This is a genomic window from Chryseobacterium sp. WLY505 (assembly GCF_030846215.1).
Taxonomy (GTDB): Bacteria; Bacteroidota; Bacteroidia; order Flavobacteriales; family Weeksellaceae; genus Chryseobacterium.
The window spans coordinates 1-22557 of sequence record NZ_JAVCWI010000019.1 but is presented as its reverse complement, the minus strand read 5'-3'; the positions used below and the strand labels follow the sequence as shown (position 1 = coordinate 22557).

Genomic DNA, 22557 nt, shown 5'->3' with positions numbered 1-22557 from the left:
GACTGAATTTTTAGAAGAAAAGTATAGGAGAATAACAGGATTTAGGTTATAAAACTACTGAAACTATGAAGAAACTTTTTTTACTTTTATTAACGGCGTTTTTATTTATCGGTTGCAGCTCTGATGATGATACTATTTATGATTATGTAGGAACATGGTCTGGTTCCTATGAAGGAGCAGATAAAGGAGTTTGGAACTTTGTGGTAGATGAAAGTGGTAAAGTGGTAGGAACAATGCATTCGGATGTTAATAATGAAAACTACAGCATTACCGGAAATTTAAGTGAGACAGGAGATCTTAACGCCAGAGTAGGACTTCCTTCACAAGGAGATTTCAAAGGGACGTTAACAACAGAAAAAAAAGGAAACGGAAACTGGTCCAACTCACTTCCAACACCTTCCGTATCAGGAAGCTGGAAAGGAGAAAAGAAATAAAAACAAGAAAGTCTGCAGAATATACTGCAGACTTTTTTATTTATACAAATCCCATATGGGTAATCTTATCATTTTCATTCTTTAATGCTACAAAATAGATTAGAATGTCATCTTCAGAGAAATACTTTTTAAAAGACTTGTCTTGTTGCTGATTCCAATAGACTATTTCTTCACTACTTTCTATGCTATAATTTTCAGCATCCAGTTTCATCGTCATAATCACGGCATATTCTGATCTACAGAGTTCATTTTTATACAGAACATGATCTTTCATTCTTACACAATCAGAAATATCATGAAACGTGCCTAATTGAAATTCTCTCAGGAGTTTTCTTCCATCTTCAGTTTTTAATCCATTTTCAACTGTTCTTTTTCCTCTTTCAGAAAGGGTATCTAAATCTTTGATGGTAGTCATCACCTTTGTAAACTTCTGGTAGAGGAGGGGATCACCTGCTTCTTTAATATATACTTCCAGGCTTTTCCTAATAATCTTCCCTATTTTGGAACAATGCCCGAATTCAGAACTATTCTGTCTTACTTTTTCATAGGACGGATTTTTTTTAAACGCAGCTTTATTGAACCCGCTTTTCTTCCGAACCACATTTTTGCCATTCAGAGTATAAAATACCAGATCGCCCACTGCTCCGGTGATCTTGATTACACTTTCATAGGTTGCCATATCTTCAAAATAGAAATCAAATATACCAATAAATAATGAAAATCAAAGTTTTAACATATATTTATCATATAGTTGTAGTATAGTTATATCGTAATTAAATTATAAAATGTATATTTGTGGTAGATTTTGTTAATTAATTATAAATCAGAAGAATATGGGAACGGAATTATTTCAACAAAAAATAAAAGTAAAACAGATGGTAGTTGTCCTGGCAGCCTCTGTTTTTGTGGTTTCCTGCGGATCCTCGAAAAGTGTTTCTGCGAGCAAAAAATCAAATACAAAGGCCGTAGCGAAAGCTGAAAATCTCAGAAAACTGGATTCAAAATTTAGTGGCAGTGTTTCCAGATCCATCAATGATATTTTGAAAGATGCAGAAAAGTATATCGGAACACCTTATAAATTCGGAGGAAATACTTCGTCAGGATTTGACTGTTCCGGATTTACCGTAAAAGTATTTGAAGAAAACGATTTTAATCTTCCCAGAAGATCTTCTGATCAGGCCGATGCCGGAAAGAATATTGATATCAAGGATGTAAAACCAGGTGATCTGTTGTTTTTTGCGACAGCCGGAGGAAGCAGAGTATCGCACGTAGGGATTGTTCATGATATTGGTCCTGACGGAGAAGTGAAATTTATTCATGCTTCCACCTCAAAAGGTGTAATCATTTCATCCCTGAACGAAAAATACTGGAATAAGGCCTACCTTCATGCTCAAAGAGTGCTGTAAGGTTTTATGAATGATATTGGATGTCAGGGCAAAATATTCAATAGGAACGGGCTTTAGCCCGTTCAATAGAAAAATCAAACAATCAATTGGCTTTAGCCAAAACTTATAACTATATTCTTTAACCACCCCGTCAAAAATTCTTTGAATTTTTGCCACCCCTCCGGTGGAGGGGAATTGCCAGGTTTACAATTGCGCATTTCTGCAAATCAATAATATTCTTGTCATTGCAATAGCATTGCATCACGAAACTTTGCAAATTTGCCCAAAACTATTATCAAATGGCAGATTTCATCAGATTTTTTATCCCTTTTTACTTCATCATTTTCTTTTTGGTCTCTTTTGTAGGCATTAGCTGCAAAGTGGCTAAACAAATTGGTAAAAATCCTGATGTTCTTCCCAAAGATGATTCCGCATATGGATTGGTGGGATTATATTTTAAGCTGGTTTTAGTTGCTTTGTTTATCTATTCAGTACTTCTTTTATTTTTTCCGAAAGACATTTTCTCTGCTTTTAAAATCAATATTCTGGAATATGATATTTTTCAGTACGCAGGAATTATATTAATGATTTTCGCCTTGATTTGGGTGATCATAGCACAGTTACAAATGAAAAATTCATGGAGGATTGGAATTGATAACTCAGCAAAAACAAAACTGATAACCCACGGATTATTCAGGTTTTCAAGAAATCCTATATTTCTGGGAATGACCATCAGTCTTGTCGGATTTTTCCTCACTTTCCCGACTGTCATTGCTTTTTCTTTTCTTCTGATCGGAAATATTTTAATGCAGATTCAAATACGGATGGAAGAAGAGTATCTCCTAAAAGAGCACGGACAAATGTATCTGACCTACAAAAAGAGGGTAAAGCGCATGTTCACGCTTTATTAAAACATAATGTTAAAACCCGTTTTGCTGAACTTTTTTGTATCTTTGGCCGGTATAATTTTAAATAAGAAACATGTCGTTACAACAAACTATTGAAAATATCTGGGACAACAGAGAATTATTGCAGAATGAAGACAGCCAGAAGGCGATCAGAGAAGTTATTTCTTTAGTTGATAAAGGGGAGCTTCGTACTGCAGAACCTACAGAAAACGGATGGCAGGTAAATGAATGGGTGAAAAAGGCTGTGGTAATGTATTTCCCGATCCAGAAAATGGAAACTATTGAAGTAGGTCCGTTTGAATTTCATGATAAAATGCCTTTGAAGAGAGGTTATGCTGAAAAAGGAGTGAGAGTTGTTCCGCATGCAGTAGCGAGAGAAGGTGCTTACATTGCTCCTGGAGTAATTATGATGCCATCTTACGTAAACATTGGTGCTTATGTAGATTCCGGAACAATGGTAGATACATGGGCGACTGTAGGAAGCTGTGCACAGATCGGTAAAAACGTTCACCTGAGCGGTGGTGTTGGTATCGGTGGGGTATTGGAACCTTTACAGGCTGCTCCGGTAATCATTGAAGACGATTGCTTTATCGGTTCAAGATGTATCGTTGTAGAAGGAGTTCACGTAGAAAAAGAAGCTGTACTGGGTGCTAACGTAGTACTGACTGCTTCTACAAAAATTATTGATGTTACAGGAGATACACCAATTGAAATCAAAGGAAGAGTTCCTGCACGTTCAGTAGTTATCCCTGGAAGCTATACAAAACAGTATCCTGCAGGAGAATATCAGGTTCCATGTGCCCTGATCATCGGTCAGAGAAAAGAATCTACAGACAAGAAAACATCTCTGAATGATGCATTGAGAGATAATAATGTAGCCGTTTAAGATTAATGTTTTAATCTAATACCACAATCTTGAAAGAAAAATTTCTTAAAATACTATTAAACCCTAAATATATATTTGGGGTTTATCTTATTATATCCGTTGTTACAGCAATTTCCAAATACCTGAGAGGAGATTATGCGATCAATAACTATCTGATTTTTAAAAATGTATTCTTTAATACCATTCATCAGAAAAACTTATTTATCCATTATCCTGATCTTTATTTTGATCTGAACCATTATGGTGTATTTTTTAGTGCATTGATTGCACCGTTTGCCATGATGCCGGATTGGCTGGGAATCTCACTCTGGAATATTGCCAATACTTTCATTTTTATCTACGGAATTTATAAACTGCCTTTTTCAGACAGCAAGAAAGCGATTTTCGGATTGCTTTGTCTTCAGGAATACATTACTGCGGCTTTAAGTCTGCAGTTCAATGTAGCACTGACAGGTCTTTTGTTGTTATCTGCAGTCTATATTTACGAAAGAAAAGAAGTGAAATCTGTAACCGCAATTTTAATAGGAATATTTGTGAAAATCTACGGAATTGTAGGATTAACGCAGTTTTTCTTCATTAAAAACAAAACTAAATTTATTCTTTCAGGAATTGGCATTGCTATATTGTTTTTCGTACTTCCGATGGCCTATTCAAGCCCGCAGTTTGTCATTCAGTGCTACTCGGACTGGTTTCAGTCTATTGTAGAAAAGAATAGCGAAAATCAGGTGTTAGGAAATATGCAGGATATCTCATTAATGGGCTTTGTGAGAAGAATTTTAGGAGATGCATCCATTTCAAACCTTGTGTTTTTAGCAGGCGGATTGCCTCTTTTTGCTTTACCTTATATCAGAATTAAACAATACAAACATTATGCTTTCCAATTGATGATTCTGGCTTCAACATTACTATTCCTGGTATTGTTCAGTTCAAGTTCAGAATCTCCAACATATATTATTGCGGTGGTAGGAGTACTGATCTGGTTTTTCCTTCAGAAAGAAAGAACCCCATTGATCATTGGATTGTTGGTTTTTGTCATTATTTTTACCTGTTTCTCCACTTCGGATCTGTTCCCGAAATTTGTAAAAGAGAATTATATCATCAAATATTCATTAAAAGCCGTACCTTGTATTGTAATCTGGTTGAGAGTGACTTATGAACTTCTGACTAAAGATTTTGAGAAAAATTACAGCCTGAATTAATACATATGAAGAAAATTTCAATTGTAATTCCCGCTTATAACGAAGAAGGAAACGTTGCCATGATCCATCAGAAAATTAAAGAAGTTTTTGATGGTTTGAACAATTATGACTTTGAAATCATATTTGTGAATGATGGCAGCAGAGACAATACACAACAAAAATTAGAAGAACTTTCCAGTCAATATGATGAAGTGAAATTCATCGAGTTTTCCCGCAATTTTGGTCACCAACCGGCGGTAAAAGCCGGAATGGACAGTGCCCATGGAAATGCCGTTATCTCTATGGATGGAGATCTTCAGCATCCGCCGGAGCTTATTCCTGAAATGATTCAGAAATGGGAAGAAGGTTATGACGTCGTTTTTACCTTTAGAACATATCCCAAAGAGATTTCATTTTTTAAAAGAAAAACATCAGACCTATTTTATAAGCTTTTATCAAGCCTTTCAGATGTTAATTTAACGAAAGGTGGTGGCTCTGATTTCAGATTGCTGGATGCTAGTGCTGTTGAAGTCATGAGAAATTTTAATGAAGATGATCTGTTTCTTAGAGGATTAACGAGTTGGATGGGTTTCAAACAAACAGGAATCGACTTTACTGCAGCAGAAAGACTCTCTGGGAAAAGCAGCTACAACCTTAAAAAGATGTTTACTTTTGCCTTCACGGGAATCACTGCTTTCAGCGTGAAACCTCTTTATCTGGCGGCTTATCTGGGATTTTTATTCTCAGCACTGTCAGTCATTGGATATGGAGCATACGTTATTCATTCATTTATTGCCAAAACAGAGATTTCCGGTTGGGCATCCTTAATTATGACCATTGTTTTCTTTGGAGGACTTCAGCTGATCATCCTCGGAATCATGGGAATTTATTTAGGTAAAATATTTAAACAGGTGAAAGACAGACCAAATTATATTATTAAAAACAAAAATTTTTAGAATGGTTTTATTGAGTTTTGATATTGAAGAATTTGATATGCCATTAGAATATAAGGGTGAAATTCCCTTTGAAAAGCAGATTTCAATTTCACAGACAGGATTAGAGAGAATTCTTGATATCCTTAAAAAACATAATGCCAAAGCTACTTTTTTTTCTACAGTAGTTTTTGCAGAAAACAGCAGCCCCCTTATCGAAAGATTATTAAAAGAAGGGCATGAACTGGCTTCTCACACCTGGTTTCATTCAGAATTTGAAGATAAACACCTGAAAGAATCAAGAGAAAAACTGGAAGAATTATTTTCCACAAAGGTTACCGGATTAAGAATGCCTAGAATGATGCCTGTAGATGAAAAAGAAGTGGAAAGAGCAGGATATTCTTACAATTCCTCTATCAATCCTACGTTTTTGCCGGGAAGATACAATAATTTAAAAGTATCCAGAACCTATTTCAAAGAAGGAAATGTGACTCAGGTGCCGGCTTCGGTTTCGCCTAATTTCAGAATTCCTTTATTCTGGCTAAGTTTTCACAATTTTCCTTTATTTTTCTATAAAAAACTGGCTTCAGACTGTTTGAAAAAAGATCAGTATCTGAACATTTATTTCCATCCCTGGGAATTTGCAGAAATTAAAGATGAAGCCTTTAAGCTTCCTGGATTTACTGTAAAAAACTCAGGAAAAGAAATGGTGGAAAGATTTGATTTGTTTGTAGGATGGTTGAAAGAAAAAGGACATACATTCGGAACATTTCAGGAATTTCAAAAACAGATAGAACGATGAAGATTGCCTTTGATGCAAAACGGTTTTTCCACAATACATCCGGCCTTGGAAACTACTCGAGAGATCTTGTAAGAATCCTTTCCGAATACGAACCGGAGAATGAATATCTGTTGCTCAATAAAAACAAATCGGAGAGGGGAAAAGATATTCTGGAACGCACTAATGTTCACTTTATTGAAACCTCAAAAGGAAACCTTTCCCGTCAGCTGAAAATGGGTAAAGATGCCCAAAAACAAGGAGCAGATATTTTCCATGGATTATCAGGTGAACTTCCTTTAAAATGGGATTCAAAACCTATAAAAAAGGTTGTTACCATTCATGATTTAATCTTTGTAAGGTATCCGCAGTATTATTCTTTTTTTGACAGGAAAATCCATTTCTGGAAATTCAAAAAAGCCGCTGATACCGCTGATAAAATCATTGCGATTTCAGAACAGACCAAAAGAGATATTATTCAATATTTAAAGGTTCCTGAGACTAAGATTGAAGTTATTTATCAGGGTTGTCATCATGCTTTTAAAGAACAGCAGTCTCCGGAACTGATGGAAACTGTTAAAGTGAAATTTAAACTTCCCGAAAGGTTTGTACTGAATGTAGGAACTATTGAAGATCGTAAGAACCTTTTGAACGTCGTAAAAGCAATCAACGGTACAGAAATTCCTCTTGTAGTCGTAGGAAGAAAGACAAAATACTATCAGAAAATAGAACGCTTCCTGAAAAAAAACAAAATGGAGAAGCAGGTGCTTTTCCTGGAAGGTGTTTCTATGGATGAGCTGGCTTGTCTCTATAAACTGGCAGATATTTTTGTCTATCCGAGCTTCTTTGAAGGCTTCGGAATCCCTGTCATTGAGGCACTTTTCTCCAAAACAGTTGTGGTGACAAGCAACACAAGCTGTCTACCGGAAGCAGGTGGAAAGGACTCAGTGTATGTGAATCCTGACAACGATCTGGATATCCGCGCGAAAATCAAATTTCTCTGGGAAAATGAATCCGAGAGAAAACGCCGTGAGGAAAAGGGTTTCGAGTTTGTTCAGAAGTTTAATGACGAACCCATTGCCAAAGAGCTTATGAATTTTTATCAAAAAATTATCTGAAAAAACGTTGCATTTTAAAAATAAATCCTACATTTGCATCATAATTCAATACAATGAAACCAATATTTTTAGCATTACATCATTATCATCATCATCTCTGTTAGGCGGAATTGATTGATATAAGTATGTGCTAAAATCAAAAATAATAAAAACCGTCTGAGTAAATAGACGGTTTTTTTGTTTCCTGAATTCTCCTCAGAAATTTCAATAGATCAGTTTTTATTTGCTCGGACCCAAAAAAGGCAAAATGAGTAAATTAAAAATTGCAATCCAAAAAAGTGGCCGGCTTTACGAAGAATCTCTTCAGCTTCTCAAAGACTGTGGAATCTTTGTCAATAATGGTAAAGACCAACTCAAAGTTTCAGTAGATAACTTTCCGATGGAAATCATGTACCTTCGGAACTCAGACATCCCGCAATATCTAGAAGACGGAGTAGTGGATGTCGCCATTCTTGGCGAAAATCTTCTGGTTGAAAAAGGTAAAAACATCAAAACGATCCAGAAACTTGGTTTTTCAAAATGCCGTGTTTCACTGGCTGTTCCTAAAGAAGTTGACACCGATGATATCTCTTATTTCCAGGGTAAAAAAATTGCTACTTCTTACCCCAATACCCTTAAAAACTTTTTAGAAAAAGAAGGAATCGTATCAGACATTCACGTGATTTCGGGTTCTGTAGAAATCGCTCCTAATATCGGCCTTGCGGATGGAATATGTGATATTGTCAGCTCCGGAAGTACGTTGTTCAAAAACGGATTAAGAGAAACGGTTACTTTACTGAAATCGGAAGCTGTTTTAGCTCAAACACCCCAATTATCATCTGAGAAAGAAGCCATTCTTGAAAAATTTGTATTCAGAATCAAATCGGTTTTAAAAGCAAAAAACTCAAAGTACATCCTGATGAATGTTCCTAATGAAAAAATACAGAAAGTAGCCGGTGTTCTTCCTGTATTGAAAAGCCCTACAGTTATTCCATTGGCAGAAGAAGGCTGGAGCAGTATTCATTCTGTGATTGATGAAGAACGTTTCTGGGAAGTCATTGATGAACTGAAAGAAAATGGCGCTCAGGATATTCTAATCATTCCAATTGATAAAATGGTTATTTAAAAAAATCATAATGGTAGATGTTGGTTAACACAAAGGCGCAATGAAAATAAAGTAAAAGAAGTATAACTCCAACACTTGCTGAAAATCTTGGATTTTCTTGCACCAAAAAAGGAAATAAAGAATAAGAAACTTTGCGTCTTTGCGATAAACCAACAAAAAAATATATACAGAAAAAAAATAAATAAAAAGCACGCAGATTATGCAGATAACGAAGATTTCAATGATAAATTGATACACAATCATCTGCAAAATCAGTTCAATCTGCGAGAGATTAAAAAAAATATCCTGAAAAAAGCATGTAAGCCATAAAGAGTTTGGAATAAAATAGCTTCAGCTATGATCTTAAATAAGACTTAACAACTTAAAGGATCTTAATGGTTCAAAAAAAATAAAAAAGTACAATGAAAATATACAGATATCCCACAAAAGACACCTGGAAAGACCTGGTAAAGCGCCCTGTTTTGGAACAGAAAGAAATTTCAGGTCTGATCACAGAAATATTCACAGAAGTTGAAAAAAATGGTGATGAAGCTTTAATAGAATTCAACAAAAAGTTTGATAAAGCAGAAACCCCGAGCATACAAGTTTCTGATGTCGAAATTCAGGAGGCAGAAAATCAGATTCAAGATGAATTGAAACAGGCCATTCAACAGGCGAAGGAGAATATTTCAATATTTCACGCCTCTCAAAAGCAGGAAATTCAGAAAATTGAAACTACAAAAGGAGTGGTTTGTTGGCGTGAAAATCGTGCAGTAGAAAGAGTAGGGATTTATATTCCGGGAGGAACAGCTCCGTTATTTTCTACCGTATTGATGCTTGCGGTTCCTGCCAATCTTGCAGGTTGTAAAGAGATTGTTCTTTGCACACCACCGGATAAAAACGGAAATATCAATCCTGCAATTCTTTATACCGCTAAACTTTGTGGAGTTTCGAAAATCTTTAAGACAGGCGGGGCGCAGGCTGTTGCAGCGATGACTTTTGGAACAGAAAGCATTTCTGCAGTGAACAAAATTTTCGGTCCTGGAAATCAGTTTGTGGTAGCGGCAAAAGAATATGCCCAGCGTTACGGTGTCGCTATTGATATGCCTGCCGGACCAAGTGAAGTTCTTGTGATTGCAGATGAACAGGCTGTTCCTGAATTTTGTGCTGCAGATCTTCTTTCGCAAGCAGAACACGGAAGCGACAGCCAGGTTGTTTTTATCACGACAGACCTTAAAGTATTTGAAGAGACCATAGAGGCTGTTGGGCAGCAAGTCAAAGACTTACCTAGAAATGAATTTGCAGGCCAGGCTTTGAAAAACAGCTCTTTTATTTTAGTGAAGTCATTGGACGAGGCTCTTGAGTTCAGTAATTTATATGCTCCGGAACACTTGATTCTTGCGATCAATAATTTTGAAAAATATATTCCCGAGGTTCAGAATGCAGGATCTGTTTTCCTAGGAAATTATTCCTGTGAGAGTGCAGGAGATTATGCCAGTGGAACGAATCACACGCTGCCTACCAATGCCTATGCAAAGAATTACAGTGGGGTGTCCCTGGATAGTTTCGTAAAGAAAATAACATTCCAGCACCTTTCAAAAGAGGGGCTTCAGAATTTAGGAAAAACAATAGAACTCATGGCAGAAGCAGAAGGTCTGTTTGCTCACAAAAATGCAGTGTCGATAAGATTGAAATAATTAATTGTTGGAAAACGCAAAGACGCAAGAGAATTATAATGAGAAACCTTTTTAAGAAGCAATGATTTTATCTCCGATAAAATTGAATACCAAATATTTTGATCTCTCACAGATTCTCCAAATGAAGAAGGCAAATATAAAAAATCTGTGAAATTTGTGAAATCTGTGGGAAAAATAATTAATGATCTGAAGATGTTTTCTTCACTATTCTTAATCACTCAATACATCTTAATGGTTTAAAAATAGTTTTAAACAAACAATACAATGAAAAATAACAGTATCAAAACTTTAGTAAGAGAAAATATATTACAATTACAGCCCTACATCAGTTTCAGGGATCACAATGAATTTAATGCTCCGGTAATGCTGGATGCGAATGAAAGTCCCTTTGGAGAATGCAACCGTTACCCGGATTCTACCCAGAAAAAGCTTAAAACCAAGCTTGCGGGGCTTAAAAAAGTTTCACCCTCACAGATTGCCATAGGAAACGGAAGCGATGAGCTGATAGACCTTATTGTCAAAATTTTCTGTGAGCCTAAAAAAGATGCCATTCTGATGATGAATCCGTCTTTTGCGATGTATGGTTTCTATGCAGCGATCAACGAGAATAAAGTATTGAAGCTGGATCTGGATGAAAAATTTGAGATTGTAAAAGATAATTTCTTAAAGGTGGCTGAAGATCCTTCACTGAAGATTTTCTTCTTGTGTTCCCCCAACAATCCTACGGGAAACAGTGTAGATGATATTGAATTTTATCTTCAGAATTTCAATGGAATTGTAGTGGTAGATGAAGCGTATATTGAATTTTCAGGAAAAAAATCAAGTCTGGAGCTGTTGGAGAAATATTCTAACCTGATTGTATTGCAAACCTTTTCCAAAGCATGGGGAATTGCCGGAGCAAGGGTAGGTATGGCTTACGCATCAGAAGAAATTATCAGCCTTATTAATACGGTAAAAGCGCCTTATAATGTGAATGTTCTGAGTCAGGAATTGATTTTAAAGACTCTGGCGGAAGAAAACAGACTTCAGGAGAACGTAAGTCGTATTCTGGAAGAAAGAACATGGCTGAAGCAGCAGTTTGAAGGTATTCAATGTATTTCTAAAGTTTTTTCAACGGATGCCAATTTCTTCCTGATCAGAATGGAAAATGTAGATAAAGTGTACACAAGAATGCTGAAAGAGGAAATTTTAACCAGCAGAAGAGATCCGGCTATTTCTGGATGTATCAGGATTAATGTGGGGAGCCGTTCGGAAAATGAAAAACTAATTAATCTTTTAAAAGAAATATAAATATAAACCATTAAGAAAGATGAAGAGAATAAGAAAAATTAAGATTCATCAAAGATGAATAAGCAAGAATATAGCTCAATTATTAGCTTTAGCTATGCTATTAATAATTCTTAATCTCTTAAAAAGCTTAATGGTTAAAAACAATTTTATAAAAAACATATGAAAAAAGTACTATTTATAGACCGCGACGGAACACTCATCATTGAACCTCCTACAGATTTTCAGGTAGATTCTCTGGAAAAGCTTGAGTTTTATCCGGGAGTTTTTCAAAACCTTGCAAAAATTGTCAATGAATTAGATTATGAATTGGTAATGGTAACCAATCAGGATGGGTTGGGAACTGAGAGTTTTCCTGAAGAAGATTTCATAAAACCACAGGAAAAAATGTTGCAGGCATTCGAAAATGAAGGGATCATTTTTAGTGATATTTTAATTGACAGAAGCTTTGAATCTGAAAATCTTCCCACCAGAAAACCAGGAATCGGAATGCTGACAAAATACATCTATGGCAATTATGATCTTGAAAATTCCTATGTAATTGGTGATCGAAGTACCGATGTGCAACTGGCTAAAAATCTGAAATCTAAAGCTATTTATCTTAATCAAAACTTAAATAGTGAAGCTGAGCTGTCTGCAACAAGTTGGTCAGAAATTTATCAGTTCTTAAAATCAGGAATGAGGAAGGCAAAAGTCTCCCGCAAAACCAATGAAACAGATATTGAAATTGAAGTCAATCTTGATGGAAACGGACAGTCAGATATTTCAACAGGTCTTCACTTTTTTGATCACATGCTGGATCAGATTGCAAGACACGGAAATATGGATTTGACCATTAAAGTAAACGGAGATCTTGCTGTGGATGAGCACCACACCATTGAAGATACAGGAATTGTACTGGGAGAAGCTATTTTAAAAGCTTTAGGAAAGAAAAAAGGGATTGAACGATATGGTTTTCTGCTTCCGATGGACGACTGTCTTTCTCAGGTGGCTATTGATTTTGGCGGCAGACCATGGTTGGTTTGGGATGCGCCGTTTAAAAGAGAAAAAATAGGAGATATGCCTGCGGAAATGTTTTTTCACTTCTTTAAATCCTTTACTGATGCTTCAAAATCCAATCTGAACATCAAAGCAGAAGGAGAGAATGAACACCACAAAATTGAATCCATCTTTAAAGCGTTTGCAAAAGCCGTTAAAATGGCAGTGAATCAATCGGATAGTAACTACAGTTTGCCTTCTACAAAAGGAAGTTTATAAATATGATCGCCATAATAAAATACAACGGAGGAAATGTAAACTCTGTCCAGAATGCCCTCAACAGACTGAAAATAGATTCTGTGATCACTGATGATCCCGAACAGATTGTAAAAGCTGATAAAGTGATCTTTCCAGGCGTAGGAGAAGCTTCATCCACCATGAAACTGTTGAAGGAAAAAGAACTTGATCTTTTGATTCCCAGCCTTACACAGCCGGTTTTAGGAATATGTCTGGGAATGCAGCTGATGTGCAAGGAAAATGAAGAAGGAAATACTGAAGGAATGGGGATTTTTGATATCAATGTTAGAAAATTTCCGGCAAAGGATATTGTTCCCCACATGGGTTGGAATACCGTTTCGGGACAGACTTCTCCTTTGTTTTCAGGAATAGGAAAGAATAATGATGTTTATTTTGTTCACAGCTATTATTGTGAACTTTCGGACTTTACCACTTCTGTTTGTGATTATATCCTGCCATTCAGTGCTTCATTGCAGAAAAACAATTTCTATGCAGTACAGTTTCACCCTGAAAAATCGGGAATGATAGGAAATCAGATCGTTAAAAACTTTATAAATTTATAATGATGAAAATAATTCCGGCTATTGATATTATCGACGGCAAATGTGTCCGTTTATCAAAAGGAGATTACAATACAAAGAAAATATACAATGAAGATCCTGTAGAAGTTGCGAAGGAGTTTGAAAGTTTCGGCATTCAGTTTCTTCACCTGGTGGATCTGGACGGGGCAAAATCAAAGCATATTGTCAATCAGAAGGTTCTGGAGAATATTGCTCATGCTACTTCATTGCATATCGACTTTGGAGGAGGATTAAAGACTCAGGAAGATATTGAAACAGCTTTTAATTCTGGTGCAAAACAAATCACTTTAGGAAGTATTGCAGTGCAAAATCCTGAATTCTGCTATGAAATGATTCAAAAATATGGCGCTGAGAAAATTATTCTGGGAGCAGACTGCGACAATAGAAAGATTAAAACCTCCGGATGGCTCGAAGAAAGTGACAATGACATCATTGATTTCATCCTTCAGTATCAGGAAAAAGGGGTAGAGACCGCTATCTGTACTGATATTGCAAAAGATGGGATGCTGGAAGGGCCTTCAACGGGGCTTTATATTGAGATTTTATATAAAACATCGGTTCAGCTGGTCGCGAGCGGAGGAATTTCAGGGATTGCTGATGTGTATAAAATGAAAGATATCGGCTGTGCAGGGACCATCATCGGAAAAGCAATTTATGAGGGAAAAATAAGCTTACCACAACTTCAAAATTTTATTGAAAATGCTTAAAAAAAGAATTATTCCATGTCTGGATATCAAAGATGGAGCTACGGTGAAAGGAATCAATTTTGAAGACCTTAAAAATGCTGGAAATCCTGTAGAACTTGCCAAAAAATATGAGCAGGAAGGTGCAGATGAGCTTGTTTTTCTGGATATTACCGCCACTATTGAGAATAGAAAGACCTTTGTAGACCTGGTAAAAGATATTGCCAAAGAACTCAGCATCCCCTTTACGGTAGGAGGCGGGATTTCGTCTGTAGAAGATGTGAGAAAGCTTTTGGAAGCAGGAGCAGATAAGATCAGTATCAATTCCTCTGCGGTGAAAAATCCGACCCTTATTTCCGATCTGGCTAAAGAATTCGGGAGCCAGTGTGTAGTGGTTGCTATTGATACAAGACAAGTTGGCGATAAAGATCTGGTTCACATCAAAGGAGGAAGAGAAGCTACTGAACTCACTACGGTAGAATGGGCAAAGCAAGCAGAATCCCTTGGAGCGGGAGAAATTCTACTGACTTCGATGGATGGAGACGGTACAAAAAACGGTTTTGATCTTCGCATTACAAAACTGGTTTCAGATAGCATTACCATTCCTGTGATTGCTTCCGGAGGAGCTGGTGCTGTAGACCATTTTGTTAAAGTATTCAATGAAACGAAAGCTACAGGAGGTTTGGCAGCCAGCATTTTCCATTTTAATGAAATAGGGATTCAGGATTTAAAACAACAGTTAAAAACTCAAAAAATAGAAGTACGATGAAAATAGATTTTAATAAAGATAACGGGCTGGTTCCGGTAGTCATTCAGGATAACAGAACGCTGCAGGTATTGATGCTGGGCTACATGAATGAAGAAGCTTTTGAGAAAACAAAAAAAGAAGGAATCGTTACTTTTTTCAGCCGTTCCAAAAACAGACTCTGGACAAAGGGTGAAGAGTCTGGTAATTTTTTAACGGTAAAAAGTATTGACATCGACTGCGATCAGGACACTATTTTAATTAAAGCCGTTCCGAAAAATGTGGTTTGTCACACAGGAAGTTTCAGCTGTTTTGGAGAAAAGAATGCAAAAGGGTTTCTGTATGAACTGGAAGAAAAAATCTCTCAGAGAATAGATGCGAAGACTGAAGACTCATATACTTACTCATTATATCAGAGAGGAATCAATAAAATGGCTCAAAAAGTAGGCGAGGAGGCCGTAGAATTGGTTATAGAAGCAAAAGACAATAATGATAATCTCTTTAAAAACGAAGCCGCAGATCTGCTGTATCACTTCCTGATTTTATTGAAAGCCAAAGGATTTTCGATGGAAGAGATTGAAAAGATACTTAAAGATAGAGATCAATGAGACCTTTGAATTATTTCAAAGGTTTTTTTGTGAGAAATTTAAGCTTATAATTTATTAGTATAAGTAGATATTTTTGCAATATAATGAACTAAATTATAATACATTATAAAGAAAATTTAAATTTTAATAGTATGATTTATAGCATGTTGAGATATTATGATTTTCGTGTCTTAAAAAGTGTTAAATTCGCTTCGTTTTAATAAACTAATTACTAACTCAAAAAAACATAGAATGAAAAAAATCTATCTCGGTGCATTCACTTTATGCACAGTCCTGGGCGTATCTACCCAGGATTTTCTAAGCCAGATCACTACAACCATTGATCAGCAATACCTTATTACCGGAAGTTCTATACAGTCTAAAAGCCAACCGCAAGCAGCCAGCAGCCAAAAGCAAAACAACGGCTATGATTTTCATTTGATTAAACTTAACCAGCAAGGGAAAGAATCCTGGGAAAAATACTTCGCAGGACAAAATCATGATTACCTGTCTGCTACTGTTACCACGCAGGATGGCGGATTTCTCTTGGCTGGAACATCTTATTCCGGAAAAGGTTTAGACAAAAAAGAGGATTCCAAAGGAGGCTCAGATATCTGGCTGATCAGAATCAATGAATTCGGTGATGAACTATGGCAAAAAACCTTGGGAAGCTCTTCTGATGAAGAAGCCAGAGCTGTCATTCAAACTACAGATTTAGGATTCTTTGTTGCAGGATCCTTCGTCTCCGCTCAGGATTCCAAAATGAAAGGCTATGGTTCAAAAGATGTTTTAATCACAAAATTGGATAAAGACGGAAAAGAGGTATCACAATTAATTTTAGGTGGAAAAGGATTGGATGAAGTGGAGAAAATGATTCCAACGAAAGACGGAGGGGCATTACTGGGAATGTATTCAAGGAGTTCCGAGGTTCGTGTTTCGGGTTCTGAACAAGATTCCGGGATGCGAGGTGCGGGTTCTGCATCAAACATTCAAAACCAGAATCTTGTATCCCGAAACTCGAAACAAACTGAAAACTTTGGTGAAGGTGACTACTGGATTGTAAAATTGGACAAAAACGGAAAAGTAGAATGGGAAAAGAACTTCGGAGGAAAAGGGGATGATCATTTGAGAACTCTGGCTTTAACTTCCACTGGTTTTATCATTGGCGGAGAATCCAGATCAGAAAGATCAGGCAATAAAACGGTAGGCGTTGAAGAAGGGACAGATCTTTGGCTGATTGCTCTTAATGAAAAAGGTGATGAACAATGGCAGAAATCTTACAATTTCAAGAACCGTGATATCCTGATGGGAATGAGCGTTCTTCATTCAGCAGATGACAAATCTTCGAAAGGATTTTTATTAGGTGGCTATACTCAGGCAGAAGGAAGAGTAGAAGCCGATGATGAAACGTTCTGGATGCTTTATCTTGACCAAAACGGAAATGAACAGTGGAGAAAACACGTCAAAGGAGAATCCAGAAAGAAAGAAGAAAGGCTTTCCGATTTAAAACTCAACAGAGATGGTTCAATCATTTTGGCCGGAACCAGTGCAGAGGAGCTGGGGAAAGAAAACTGGAAGATCGTAAAGCTGGGAGACAAGCAGGTTGATCAGCTGATTGAAAAATATGATATCAAAATCTATCCAAACCCTGTATCTGACTATGCTTACATAGAAATCGGTTTTGAATTCAAAGATGCTGATATCCTATTGTATGATATGAGTGGGAGACAGCTTCAAATTATAAAAACTAAGAATAAAGTGACTAAGATTAATACCCAGGCTTTGGTACAAGGAGCTTATCTGGTGACGATAAAAACGGATAACAATAAAACGGCGAATGCTAAACTGATAAAAAAATAAACACAACAGTCATGAAAAAAAGATACGTTCCGATAGTAATGCTCCTCGCATTTCAATTCTGTCATGGACAATCGTTACCTCAACCTAATAATAACTATGGACTGCCCAAAATAGTAGTACCGTCCCAGGAAACATTTGCTAACAGCAGGCTTAATTTTGAGCCTTCTTCAACAGGAGATTTTAGTTATCAATTCTCTATTTATGAAGGAATTAAAACGCCTGTTAATTTAAACTATACAAGCGGGATAAGGGTAGATGATATTGGCACCAGTACCGGAATGTCATGGCAGCTCAATACGGGAGGTGCAATATCAAGGATAGTGAAGGACGAAACGGATGAGAACAGGACAAATTGGAAACCAAGTACTGTAAATGAAGCAACAGATTTACAAAACATAAAAGACGCTGCCAGAGCTGGAAATGCAATAGATACAGAATATGACTGGTTTAATTTCTCCATCTCAAATGGTCTGTCAGGAAGTTTCTATATAGACAGTAACCTAAACGCCTATATAGAATCAAAGGATAAAATAAAAATTCAAATCTTTGATAAGAATACACCTGTAACAGGTTATGGGAAGCTATTGGAATTTAAACTCACAGATAAAATTGGGAATGAGTATTATTTTGGGGGTTCAGAAATAAATATTGAGAAAACAACCTATCAAAATGCTGGCCCGGATCAGCATGCCATTACAGGATGGTATTTGTATAAAATCGTTAGTCCGGAGAAAAAAGAAACCCTATTTAATTATATCACCGAAGATGTTGTATATTATTCTTCCCTGAGCGCAAGTTTCAATGTTCAGCAGAATTGTAGCCCACCTGCCTCTTCTTCACCTTATACTTACAGTGATATAATCAAGACAAAATCTATCCTTCAATCCTATAAACCGAGATTGAACACCATTTCAGAGGATGATACGGAAATAAAATTTGTTTATAATAAAGAACGAAAAGATATATTCAACAGCAATGCTCAGAATAACCTTCTTACTTCTATTGAGATTAAAAGTAATAACAGGCTGATAGATAGCTATACTTTCGAGTATTTTGACACGCTCAATACCCCTGCGGCTGCCTATTATGGTTTACCAGGAGATGAAAGATCCACAACCAACAGGCACTTTCTAAAATCAGTGAACCGGGTTAGCAGGAACGCTAAGACTGAATTTGAATACTATAATTTAAGCTCACTCCCTGCCAGATTCAGTTTAAGCTCAGATTATTATGGTTATCCTAATGGAGTGGGTAATTCTTCTCCATTTCCGGCTATAGCCAATGATAATAATTTTGGAATTTTCCAGGGACTTTCCAGTTATATGCCACTATCTATGCTGTCTGCTGATAAAAAGGTAAATCCCCTTCTGGCGTCTATGGGTAATTTAAAAAAGATCACCCATCCTACGAAGGGAATTTCAGAGATCTTTTATGAACCTAATGCAAGCATGGGACAGGTAAACCAAGAGGTAAAAGAGTCTCGATTTTTAAGCGCCAATTTTAATAAATGTAATCTGGCCAATGATGCGCCTTTAGATTCTTTCACTTTTGTTTCCAATGGCAATATTATTGAATTTTATGGAGAAGCCTTTTTTGACGATTATTACGGGTGTAATGAACCTGATACCCAACACGATATTCATCAGCTCAAAATAACCGACCTGACAACCGGCAATACTATTTTTTCGGATGCCAATAAAGTTTCTGAACCCTTTCAGGCTAAGGAGGGGACAAATCATTTACCACTCACTACTATAAGCGGACATATGTATAAAGTTGAATATTCTGTATCATCTTTAGTTGGAGCTGTAAGTGGCTGGTTAAATATAACCTATAATAAACATACTGTTTCTGTCAACCAACCCATCTATTTTGGAGGAAGCAGAATAGCTTCTTTTAAAGAAACCAATACTGAGGGGGATAATTACACAAAGAAGTTTTATTATAATTCCTTGGCTAATATTAGCAACCAGAATTCCTCAATCACGGATTACAATACTACCTATGTAATGGCGCAAAAGCAGGAGACTTCAAAATCCTGCCAGAATAGTAGTGGTACATTTCCACAGGTAGAGATACTGGATGTTTACAATGCCTATCAAAACAGCATACTGCCATTTTTCAACCATAGAAAAAATAGTGTGTTTTACAGTACGGTAACAGAAATTATAGAAGGTAAAAGTGCGGTAGAACGAAAATTTTCATATGAAGAAAATTTAGATCCTTATATTGGAAGACCGCCTGCTATTTACTATATGCCCACTACCAATTTGGGAGAATTAAAATCGAATTTATTGTTAGAAGAGAATATTTACAAATTTGAGAACAATAATTACAGTAAGATCATTAATAAAACATATAAATATGATTATTCCCAGGAAAAAAATCTAAGGAGCTATGTGTTTAGAGAAAATTTTGCTTATTCTCCAGATCCTGCACAAGACCAGCTGTTAAATATCTCATATGGTTTTTATGAAAACTATTATGGTTTTTATAACCCTACTGAAATAAAAACAACGGAATATTTTCCCAATAACGTTACCCTGGTAACCACCAATACCAATAGCTATTCCAATCCAAATCATTACCAGTTAACATCGTCTAAAACCGAGCATCCCGATCATTCTATTTCAGAAGCCATCTATAGCTATGCACATGAAAAAAGTAACCAACTGATGATTTCAAAAAATATGATTGGTATTCCTTTGGAGATTGTAAGCAGTAAAACAGTAGGTATAATAAATAAAACTTTATCAAAAACTAATACACTTTATCCAGCCAGTCAGTCAGAAGCAGATCTGAAAACTTCTAGCTTAATATTACCATACGCTATACTTTCTACAGATTTACAAAACGTTGTATCTACCGAAGTAACTTACGATAAATATGATAGTAAAGGTAACCTTCAGCAGTACACCACAAAAGACGGTCTCTCAACAGTAATCATCTGGGGTTACAATCAGACCCAGCCCATTGCAAAGATTGAGGGAGCTAAATTATCAGATATTTCGCAGTCATTAATGGATTCTATTGTTACAGCTTCCAACACAGATGCTTTAGCAGCTCCTAACAATGATGAAACGACCTTCTTATCAGCATTGAACACCTTCAGATCTAACTCTGCATTATCAGGTTATCAGATTACCACTTATACCTATGATCCTTTAGTAGGAGTAAGAAGCATCACACCACCATCCGGAATCAGAGAAAACTATGTTTATGACTCCGCTAACAGACTTCAGAAAGTGATCGATGTGAACGGCAAAGTGTTGAAGGAAATGAAATACAATTATAAAAACTAAAACTGATGAAAAAGATAATAATACCGATAGGAGCGTTGCTCTTATCCAATATAGCCTATGCGCAGCTTTCCACGATTTCAAGTAATGAAAACTATATTCAGTCCAAAACGTATCTGGATTATAATGGTACTACAGCTACCAAATCCTCAGAATCTGTACAGTATTTTGACGGACTGGGAAGGCCAAAACAGATTGTTAACATAAAAGCATCACCACTCGGACGTGATGTAGTTAATCATATAGAATATGACGCGTTCGGAAGACAAGTGAAAGATTACTTGCCGGTTCCCCAACTTTCCACAAGCAATGGAAACTATTATTCAGGACCCTTGGGTGTTTATCCTACAACCTACGGTAATGAAAAGATCTATTCTGAAAAAGTTTTGGAAAGCTCACCATTGGACAGGATTCTGGAGCAGAAACAGGTAGGTAATGACTGGAACGGAAAATCTGTAAAGTTTAGCTATGACACCAATGGATTTAATGAAGTCTATCAATTTACCACGAGCACAAGCTGGGTAGATGGAGCTACAAAAAGTGTACTGAGCTTATCACCTGCTACGATTTATGCCCCAAACCAGCTTTATAAAAACTCTGTCAAAGATGAGGATGATAATGAAACCATAGAGTTTAAAAACGGTAAAGGACAGGTTATATTAGTAAGAAAAGTCATGAGCCCTGCAGAACATGTGGATACCTATTATGTTTATAATGAATATGATCAGCTGGCTTTTGTTATTCCTCCTCTGGCTGTTCATAAGCCTATTACAGATGATCTGCTCAATACCTTATGCTATCAGTACCGTTATGACGGCAGGGGAAGACTTGTGGAAAAAAAGCTTCCTGGCAAAGGCTGGGAGTTTATGGTATATGATAAAGCCGACAGGCTTATGCTTACCCAGGATGCCAATATGAAAGGATCTGGAAAATGGATGATGACCAAGTATGACCAGTGGGGAAGAGTTGCCTATACAGGCATATTCAGTTCAAATGACAGTAGGGCGACAATACAGGGTCAGATCAAGGATTTGGTTATTTATGATGCGCGCCATTCTACAGGCATTGTAAGGAATGGAATCAATATTTATTATACCGCCGTCTATTTTACCCCTGAAAGTATTTTGTCGGTTAATTATTACGACTCTTATCCTGCCTACAGTTTTAATCCGGCATTTCCTTCAACAATTCAGGGAGAACCGGTATTGACTGAAACGCCAACCTCTGACGGAAGAAGTACCAAAGGACTACCTGTAATGAGTTTTATAAAGAATGTTGAGGATGACAACTGGACCAGGAACTATACCTATTATGATCAGAAAGGAAGAGCTATTGGCAGTCATTCTGTGAATCATTTGGGAGGCTATACCCACACAGAATCCAAACTGGATTTTGCAGGAATCACGAAACAGACTGTAACAAGGCATAAGAGACTGAGTACGGATACCGAAAGGGTCATCACAGAAACCTTTGATTATGACAGTCAGAACCGCTTAGTTACCCATAAACATAAGATTGATAATAATGCTGAAGAAATCCTGGCTCAGAATACCTATAATGAAATTTCCCAGGTTACGAATAAAAAAGTGGGAGGAGTTACGGCTTCTTCTCCGCTTCAGCAGATAGATTACCAATATAATATCCGTGGGTGGCTGACCCAGATTAACGATCCTGCCAACCTTGGAAATGACCTGTTTGGATATAAAATCAGATATAATGAAGTACAAGGTCTGGAAGTCCCCAATACCAATTACCCGAACCAAAAAGTAAAACCGAAATACAACGGCAATATCGCTGAAGTTGATTGGAAAACCTCTACAGGAGCGAATGATAATGTGAG

20 protein-coding genes are annotated in these 22557 nt (G+C 36.6%); 19 read left to right on the top strand and 1 reads right to left on the bottom strand.

The annotated features are described in order from the left end of the window. Positions 1–65 precede the first annotated feature (65 nt). Positions 66–434 (top strand): hypothetical protein, encoded by a 369-nt coding sequence (locus RAH34_RS22125; protein ID WP_114820046.1) that lies wholly within the window; start codon positions 66–68, stop codon positions 432–434. Positions 435–474: 40 nt separating this feature from the next. Here the strand turns inward: RAH34_RS22125 and RAH34_RS22120 are convergent, their stop codons facing one another. Next, positions 475–1113 carry a hypothetical protein gene (locus RAH34_RS22120; protein WP_306597576.1) on the bottom strand — a complete coding sequence of 213 codons (639 nt, stop codon included), beginning with the start codon at positions 1111–1113 and terminating at the stop codon, positions 475–477. Positions 1114–1267: 154 nt separating this feature from the next. Between RAH34_RS22120 and RAH34_RS22115 the strand changes: the two genes are divergently transcribed. From RAH34_RS22115 to RAH34_RS22030, 18 genes are all read left to right on the top strand, one after another. Beyond that, positions 1268–1840, top strand: coding sequence for a C40 family peptidase (locus tag RAH34_RS22115; protein WP_306597575.1), 573 nt, complete (start codon positions 1268–1270; stop codon positions 1838–1840). A gap of 278 nt (positions 1841–2118) precedes the next feature. Then, positions 2119–2730, top strand: coding sequence for an isoprenylcysteine carboxylmethyltransferase family protein (locus RAH34_RS22110; RefSeq protein WP_306597574.1), 612 nt, complete (start codon positions 2119–2121; stop codon positions 2728–2730). A gap of 70 nt (positions 2731–2800) precedes the next feature. After that, positions 2801–3613, top strand: coding sequence for a 2,3,4,5-tetrahydropyridine-2,6-dicarboxylate N-succinyltransferase (locus RAH34_RS22105; RefSeq protein ID WP_034694413.1), 813 nt, complete (start codon positions 2801–2803; stop codon positions 3611–3613). Positions 3614–3642: 29 nt separating this feature from the next. After that, positions 3643–4812 carry a glycosyltransferase family 87 protein gene (locus RAH34_RS22100; RefSeq protein ID WP_306597573.1) on the top strand — a complete coding sequence of 390 codons (1170 nt, stop codon included), beginning with the start codon at positions 3643–3645 and terminating at the stop codon, positions 4810–4812. Between the two features lie 5 nt (positions 4813–4817). Continuing rightward, positions 4818–5747, top strand: coding sequence for a glycosyltransferase family 2 protein (locus RAH34_RS22095; RefSeq protein WP_306597572.1), 930 nt, complete (start codon positions 4818–4820; stop codon positions 5745–5747). A gap of 1 nt (position 5748) precedes the next feature. Next, on the top strand, positions 5749–6525 hold the full coding sequence (locus tag RAH34_RS22090; protein WP_306597571.1) for a polysaccharide deacetylase family protein: 777 nt from the start codon (positions 5749–5751) through the stop codon (positions 6523–6525). Continuing rightward, complete coding sequence (locus RAH34_RS22085) at positions 6522–7619, top strand: glycosyltransferase family 1 protein (protein ID WP_306597570.1); 1098 nt, start codon at positions 6522–6524, stop codon at positions 7617–7619. The genes RAH34_RS22090 and RAH34_RS22085 overlap by 4 nt, the downstream gene beginning before the upstream one ends. Positions 7620–7866: 247 nt before the next feature. Then, positions 7867–8724: an ATP phosphoribosyltransferase gene (gene hisG, locus RAH34_RS22080; protein ID WP_114820054.1), complete on the top strand. Its 858-nt coding sequence runs from the start codon at positions 7867–7869 to the stop codon at positions 8722–8724. A 401-nt stretch (positions 8725–9125) separates the two neighbouring features. Further along, complete coding sequence (gene hisD, locus RAH34_RS22075) at positions 9126–10400, top strand: histidinol dehydrogenase (RefSeq protein WP_306597568.1); 1275 nt, start codon at positions 9126–9128, stop codon at positions 10398–10400. Between the two features lie 264 nt (positions 10401–10664). Next, positions 10665–11690 carry a histidinol-phosphate transaminase gene (gene hisC, locus RAH34_RS22070; RefSeq protein ID WP_306597567.1) on the top strand — a complete coding sequence of 342 codons (1026 nt, stop codon included), beginning with the start codon at positions 10665–10667 and terminating at the stop codon, positions 11688–11690. Between the two features lie 159 nt (positions 11691–11849). Continuing rightward, positions 11850–12944, top strand: a complete 1095-nt coding sequence (gene hisB / locus RAH34_RS22065) for a bifunctional histidinol-phosphatase/imidazoleglycerol-phosphate dehydratase HisB (protein ID WP_306597566.1) — start codon at positions 11850–11852, stop codon at positions 12942–12944. Positions 12945–12946: 2 nt separating this feature from the next. Further along, positions 12947–13525, top strand: a complete 579-nt coding sequence (gene hisH / locus RAH34_RS22060; protein ID WP_306597565.1) for an imidazole glycerol phosphate synthase subunit HisH — start codon at positions 12947–12949, stop codon at positions 13523–13525. A 2-nt stretch (positions 13526–13527) separates the two neighbouring features. Further along, entirely contained in the window at positions 13528–14250 is a 723-nt protein-coding gene (gene hisA, locus RAH34_RS22055) for a 1-(5-phosphoribosyl)-5-[(5-phosphoribosylamino)methylideneamino]imidazole-4-carboxamide isomerase (protein ID WP_306597626.1), read from the top strand. Continuing rightward, entirely contained in the window at positions 14243–14995 is a 753-nt protein-coding gene (gene hisF / locus RAH34_RS22050) for an imidazole glycerol phosphate synthase subunit HisF (protein ID WP_306597564.1), read from the top strand. The genes hisA and hisF overlap by 8 nt, the downstream gene beginning before the upstream one ends. Beyond that, the gene (gene hisIE, locus RAH34_RS22045; RefSeq protein ID WP_306597563.1) at positions 14992–15579 is read left to right on the top strand and encodes a bifunctional phosphoribosyl-AMP cyclohydrolase/phosphoribosyl-ATP diphosphatase HisIE; all 588 of its coding nucleotides are present in this window, start codon (positions 14992–14994) and stop codon (positions 15577–15579) included. Before hisF ends, hisIE begins: the two co-directional genes overlap by 4 nt. Before the next feature lie 231 nt (positions 15580–15810). Further along, positions 15811–17418 (top strand): T9SS type A sorting domain-containing protein, encoded by a 1608-nt coding sequence (locus tag RAH34_RS22040; RefSeq protein WP_306597562.1) that lies wholly within the window; start codon positions 15811–15813, stop codon positions 17416–17418. A gap of 11 nt (positions 17419–17429) precedes the next feature. Next, positions 17430–20720 carry a hypothetical protein gene (locus RAH34_RS22035; RefSeq protein WP_306597561.1) on the top strand — a complete coding sequence of 1097 codons (3291 nt, stop codon included), beginning with the start codon at positions 17430–17432 and terminating at the stop codon, positions 20718–20720. A 5-nt stretch (positions 20721–20725) separates the two neighbouring features. Further along, positions 20726–22557, top strand: a 1832-nt coding sequence (locus RAH34_RS22030) for a DUF6443 domain-containing protein (RefSeq protein ID WP_306597560.1), incomplete at its 3' end; no start/stop codon positions are given.

Coding starts and splice junctions, on each gene's coding strand:
- hisB (WP_306597566.1), top strand. CDS start 11,850: ATGAAAAAAGTACTATTTATAGACCGCGACGGAACACTCATCATTGAA.
- RAH34_RS22115 (WP_306597575.1), top strand. CDS start 1,268: ATGGGAACGGAATTATTTCAACAAAAAATAAAAGTAAAACAGATGGTA.
- hisA (WP_306597626.1), top strand. CDS start 13,528: ATGAAAATAATTCCGGCTATTGATATTATCGACGGCAAATGTGTCCGT.
- hisG (WP_114820054.1), top strand. CDS start 7,867: ATGAGTAAATTAAAAATTGCAATCCAAAAAAGTGGCCGGCTTTACGAA.
- hisIE (WP_306597563.1), top strand. CDS start 14,992: ATGAAAATAGATTTTAATAAAGATAACGGGCTGGTTCCGGTAGTCATT.
- RAH34_RS22085 (WP_306597570.1), top strand. CDS start 6,522: ATGAAGATTGCCTTTGATGCAAAACGGTTTTTCCACAATACATCCGGC.
- RAH34_RS22125 (WP_114820046.1), top strand. CDS start 66: ATGAAGAAACTTTTTTTACTTTTATTAACGGCGTTTTTATTTATCGGT.
- RAH34_RS22105 (WP_034694413.1), top strand. CDS start 2,801: ATGTCGTTACAACAAACTATTGAAAATATCTGGGACAACAGAGAATTA.
- RAH34_RS22120 (WP_306597576.1), bottom strand. CDS start 1,113: ATGGCAACCTATGAAAGTGTAATCAAGATCACCGGAGCAGTGGGCGAT.
- RAH34_RS22110 (WP_306597574.1), top strand. CDS start 2,119: ATGGCAGATTTCATCAGATTTTTTATCCCTTTTTACTTCATCATTTTC.
- hisD (WP_306597568.1), top strand. CDS start 9,126: ATGAAAATATACAGATATCCCACAAAAGACACCTGGAAAGACCTGGTA.
- hisH (WP_306597565.1), top strand. CDS start 12,947: ATGATCGCCATAATAAAATACAACGGAGGAAATGTAAACTCTGTCCAG.
- hisC (WP_306597567.1), top strand. CDS start 10,665: ATGAAAAATAACAGTATCAAAACTTTAGTAAGAGAAAATATATTACAA.
- RAH34_RS22040 (WP_306597562.1), top strand. CDS start 15,811: ATGAAAAAAATCTATCTCGGTGCATTCACTTTATGCACAGTCCTGGGC.
- RAH34_RS22095 (WP_306597572.1), top strand. CDS start 4,818: ATGAAGAAAATTTCAATTGTAATTCCCGCTTATAACGAAGAAGGAAAC.
- RAH34_RS22035 (WP_306597561.1), top strand. CDS start 17,430: ATGAAAAAAAGATACGTTCCGATAGTAATGCTCCTCGCATTTCAATTC.
- RAH34_RS22090 (WP_306597571.1), top strand. CDS start 5,749: ATGGTTTTATTGAGTTTTGATATTGAAGAATTTGATATGCCATTAGAA.
- hisF (WP_306597564.1), top strand. CDS start 14,243: ATGCTTAAAAAAAGAATTATTCCATGTCTGGATATCAAAGATGGAGCT.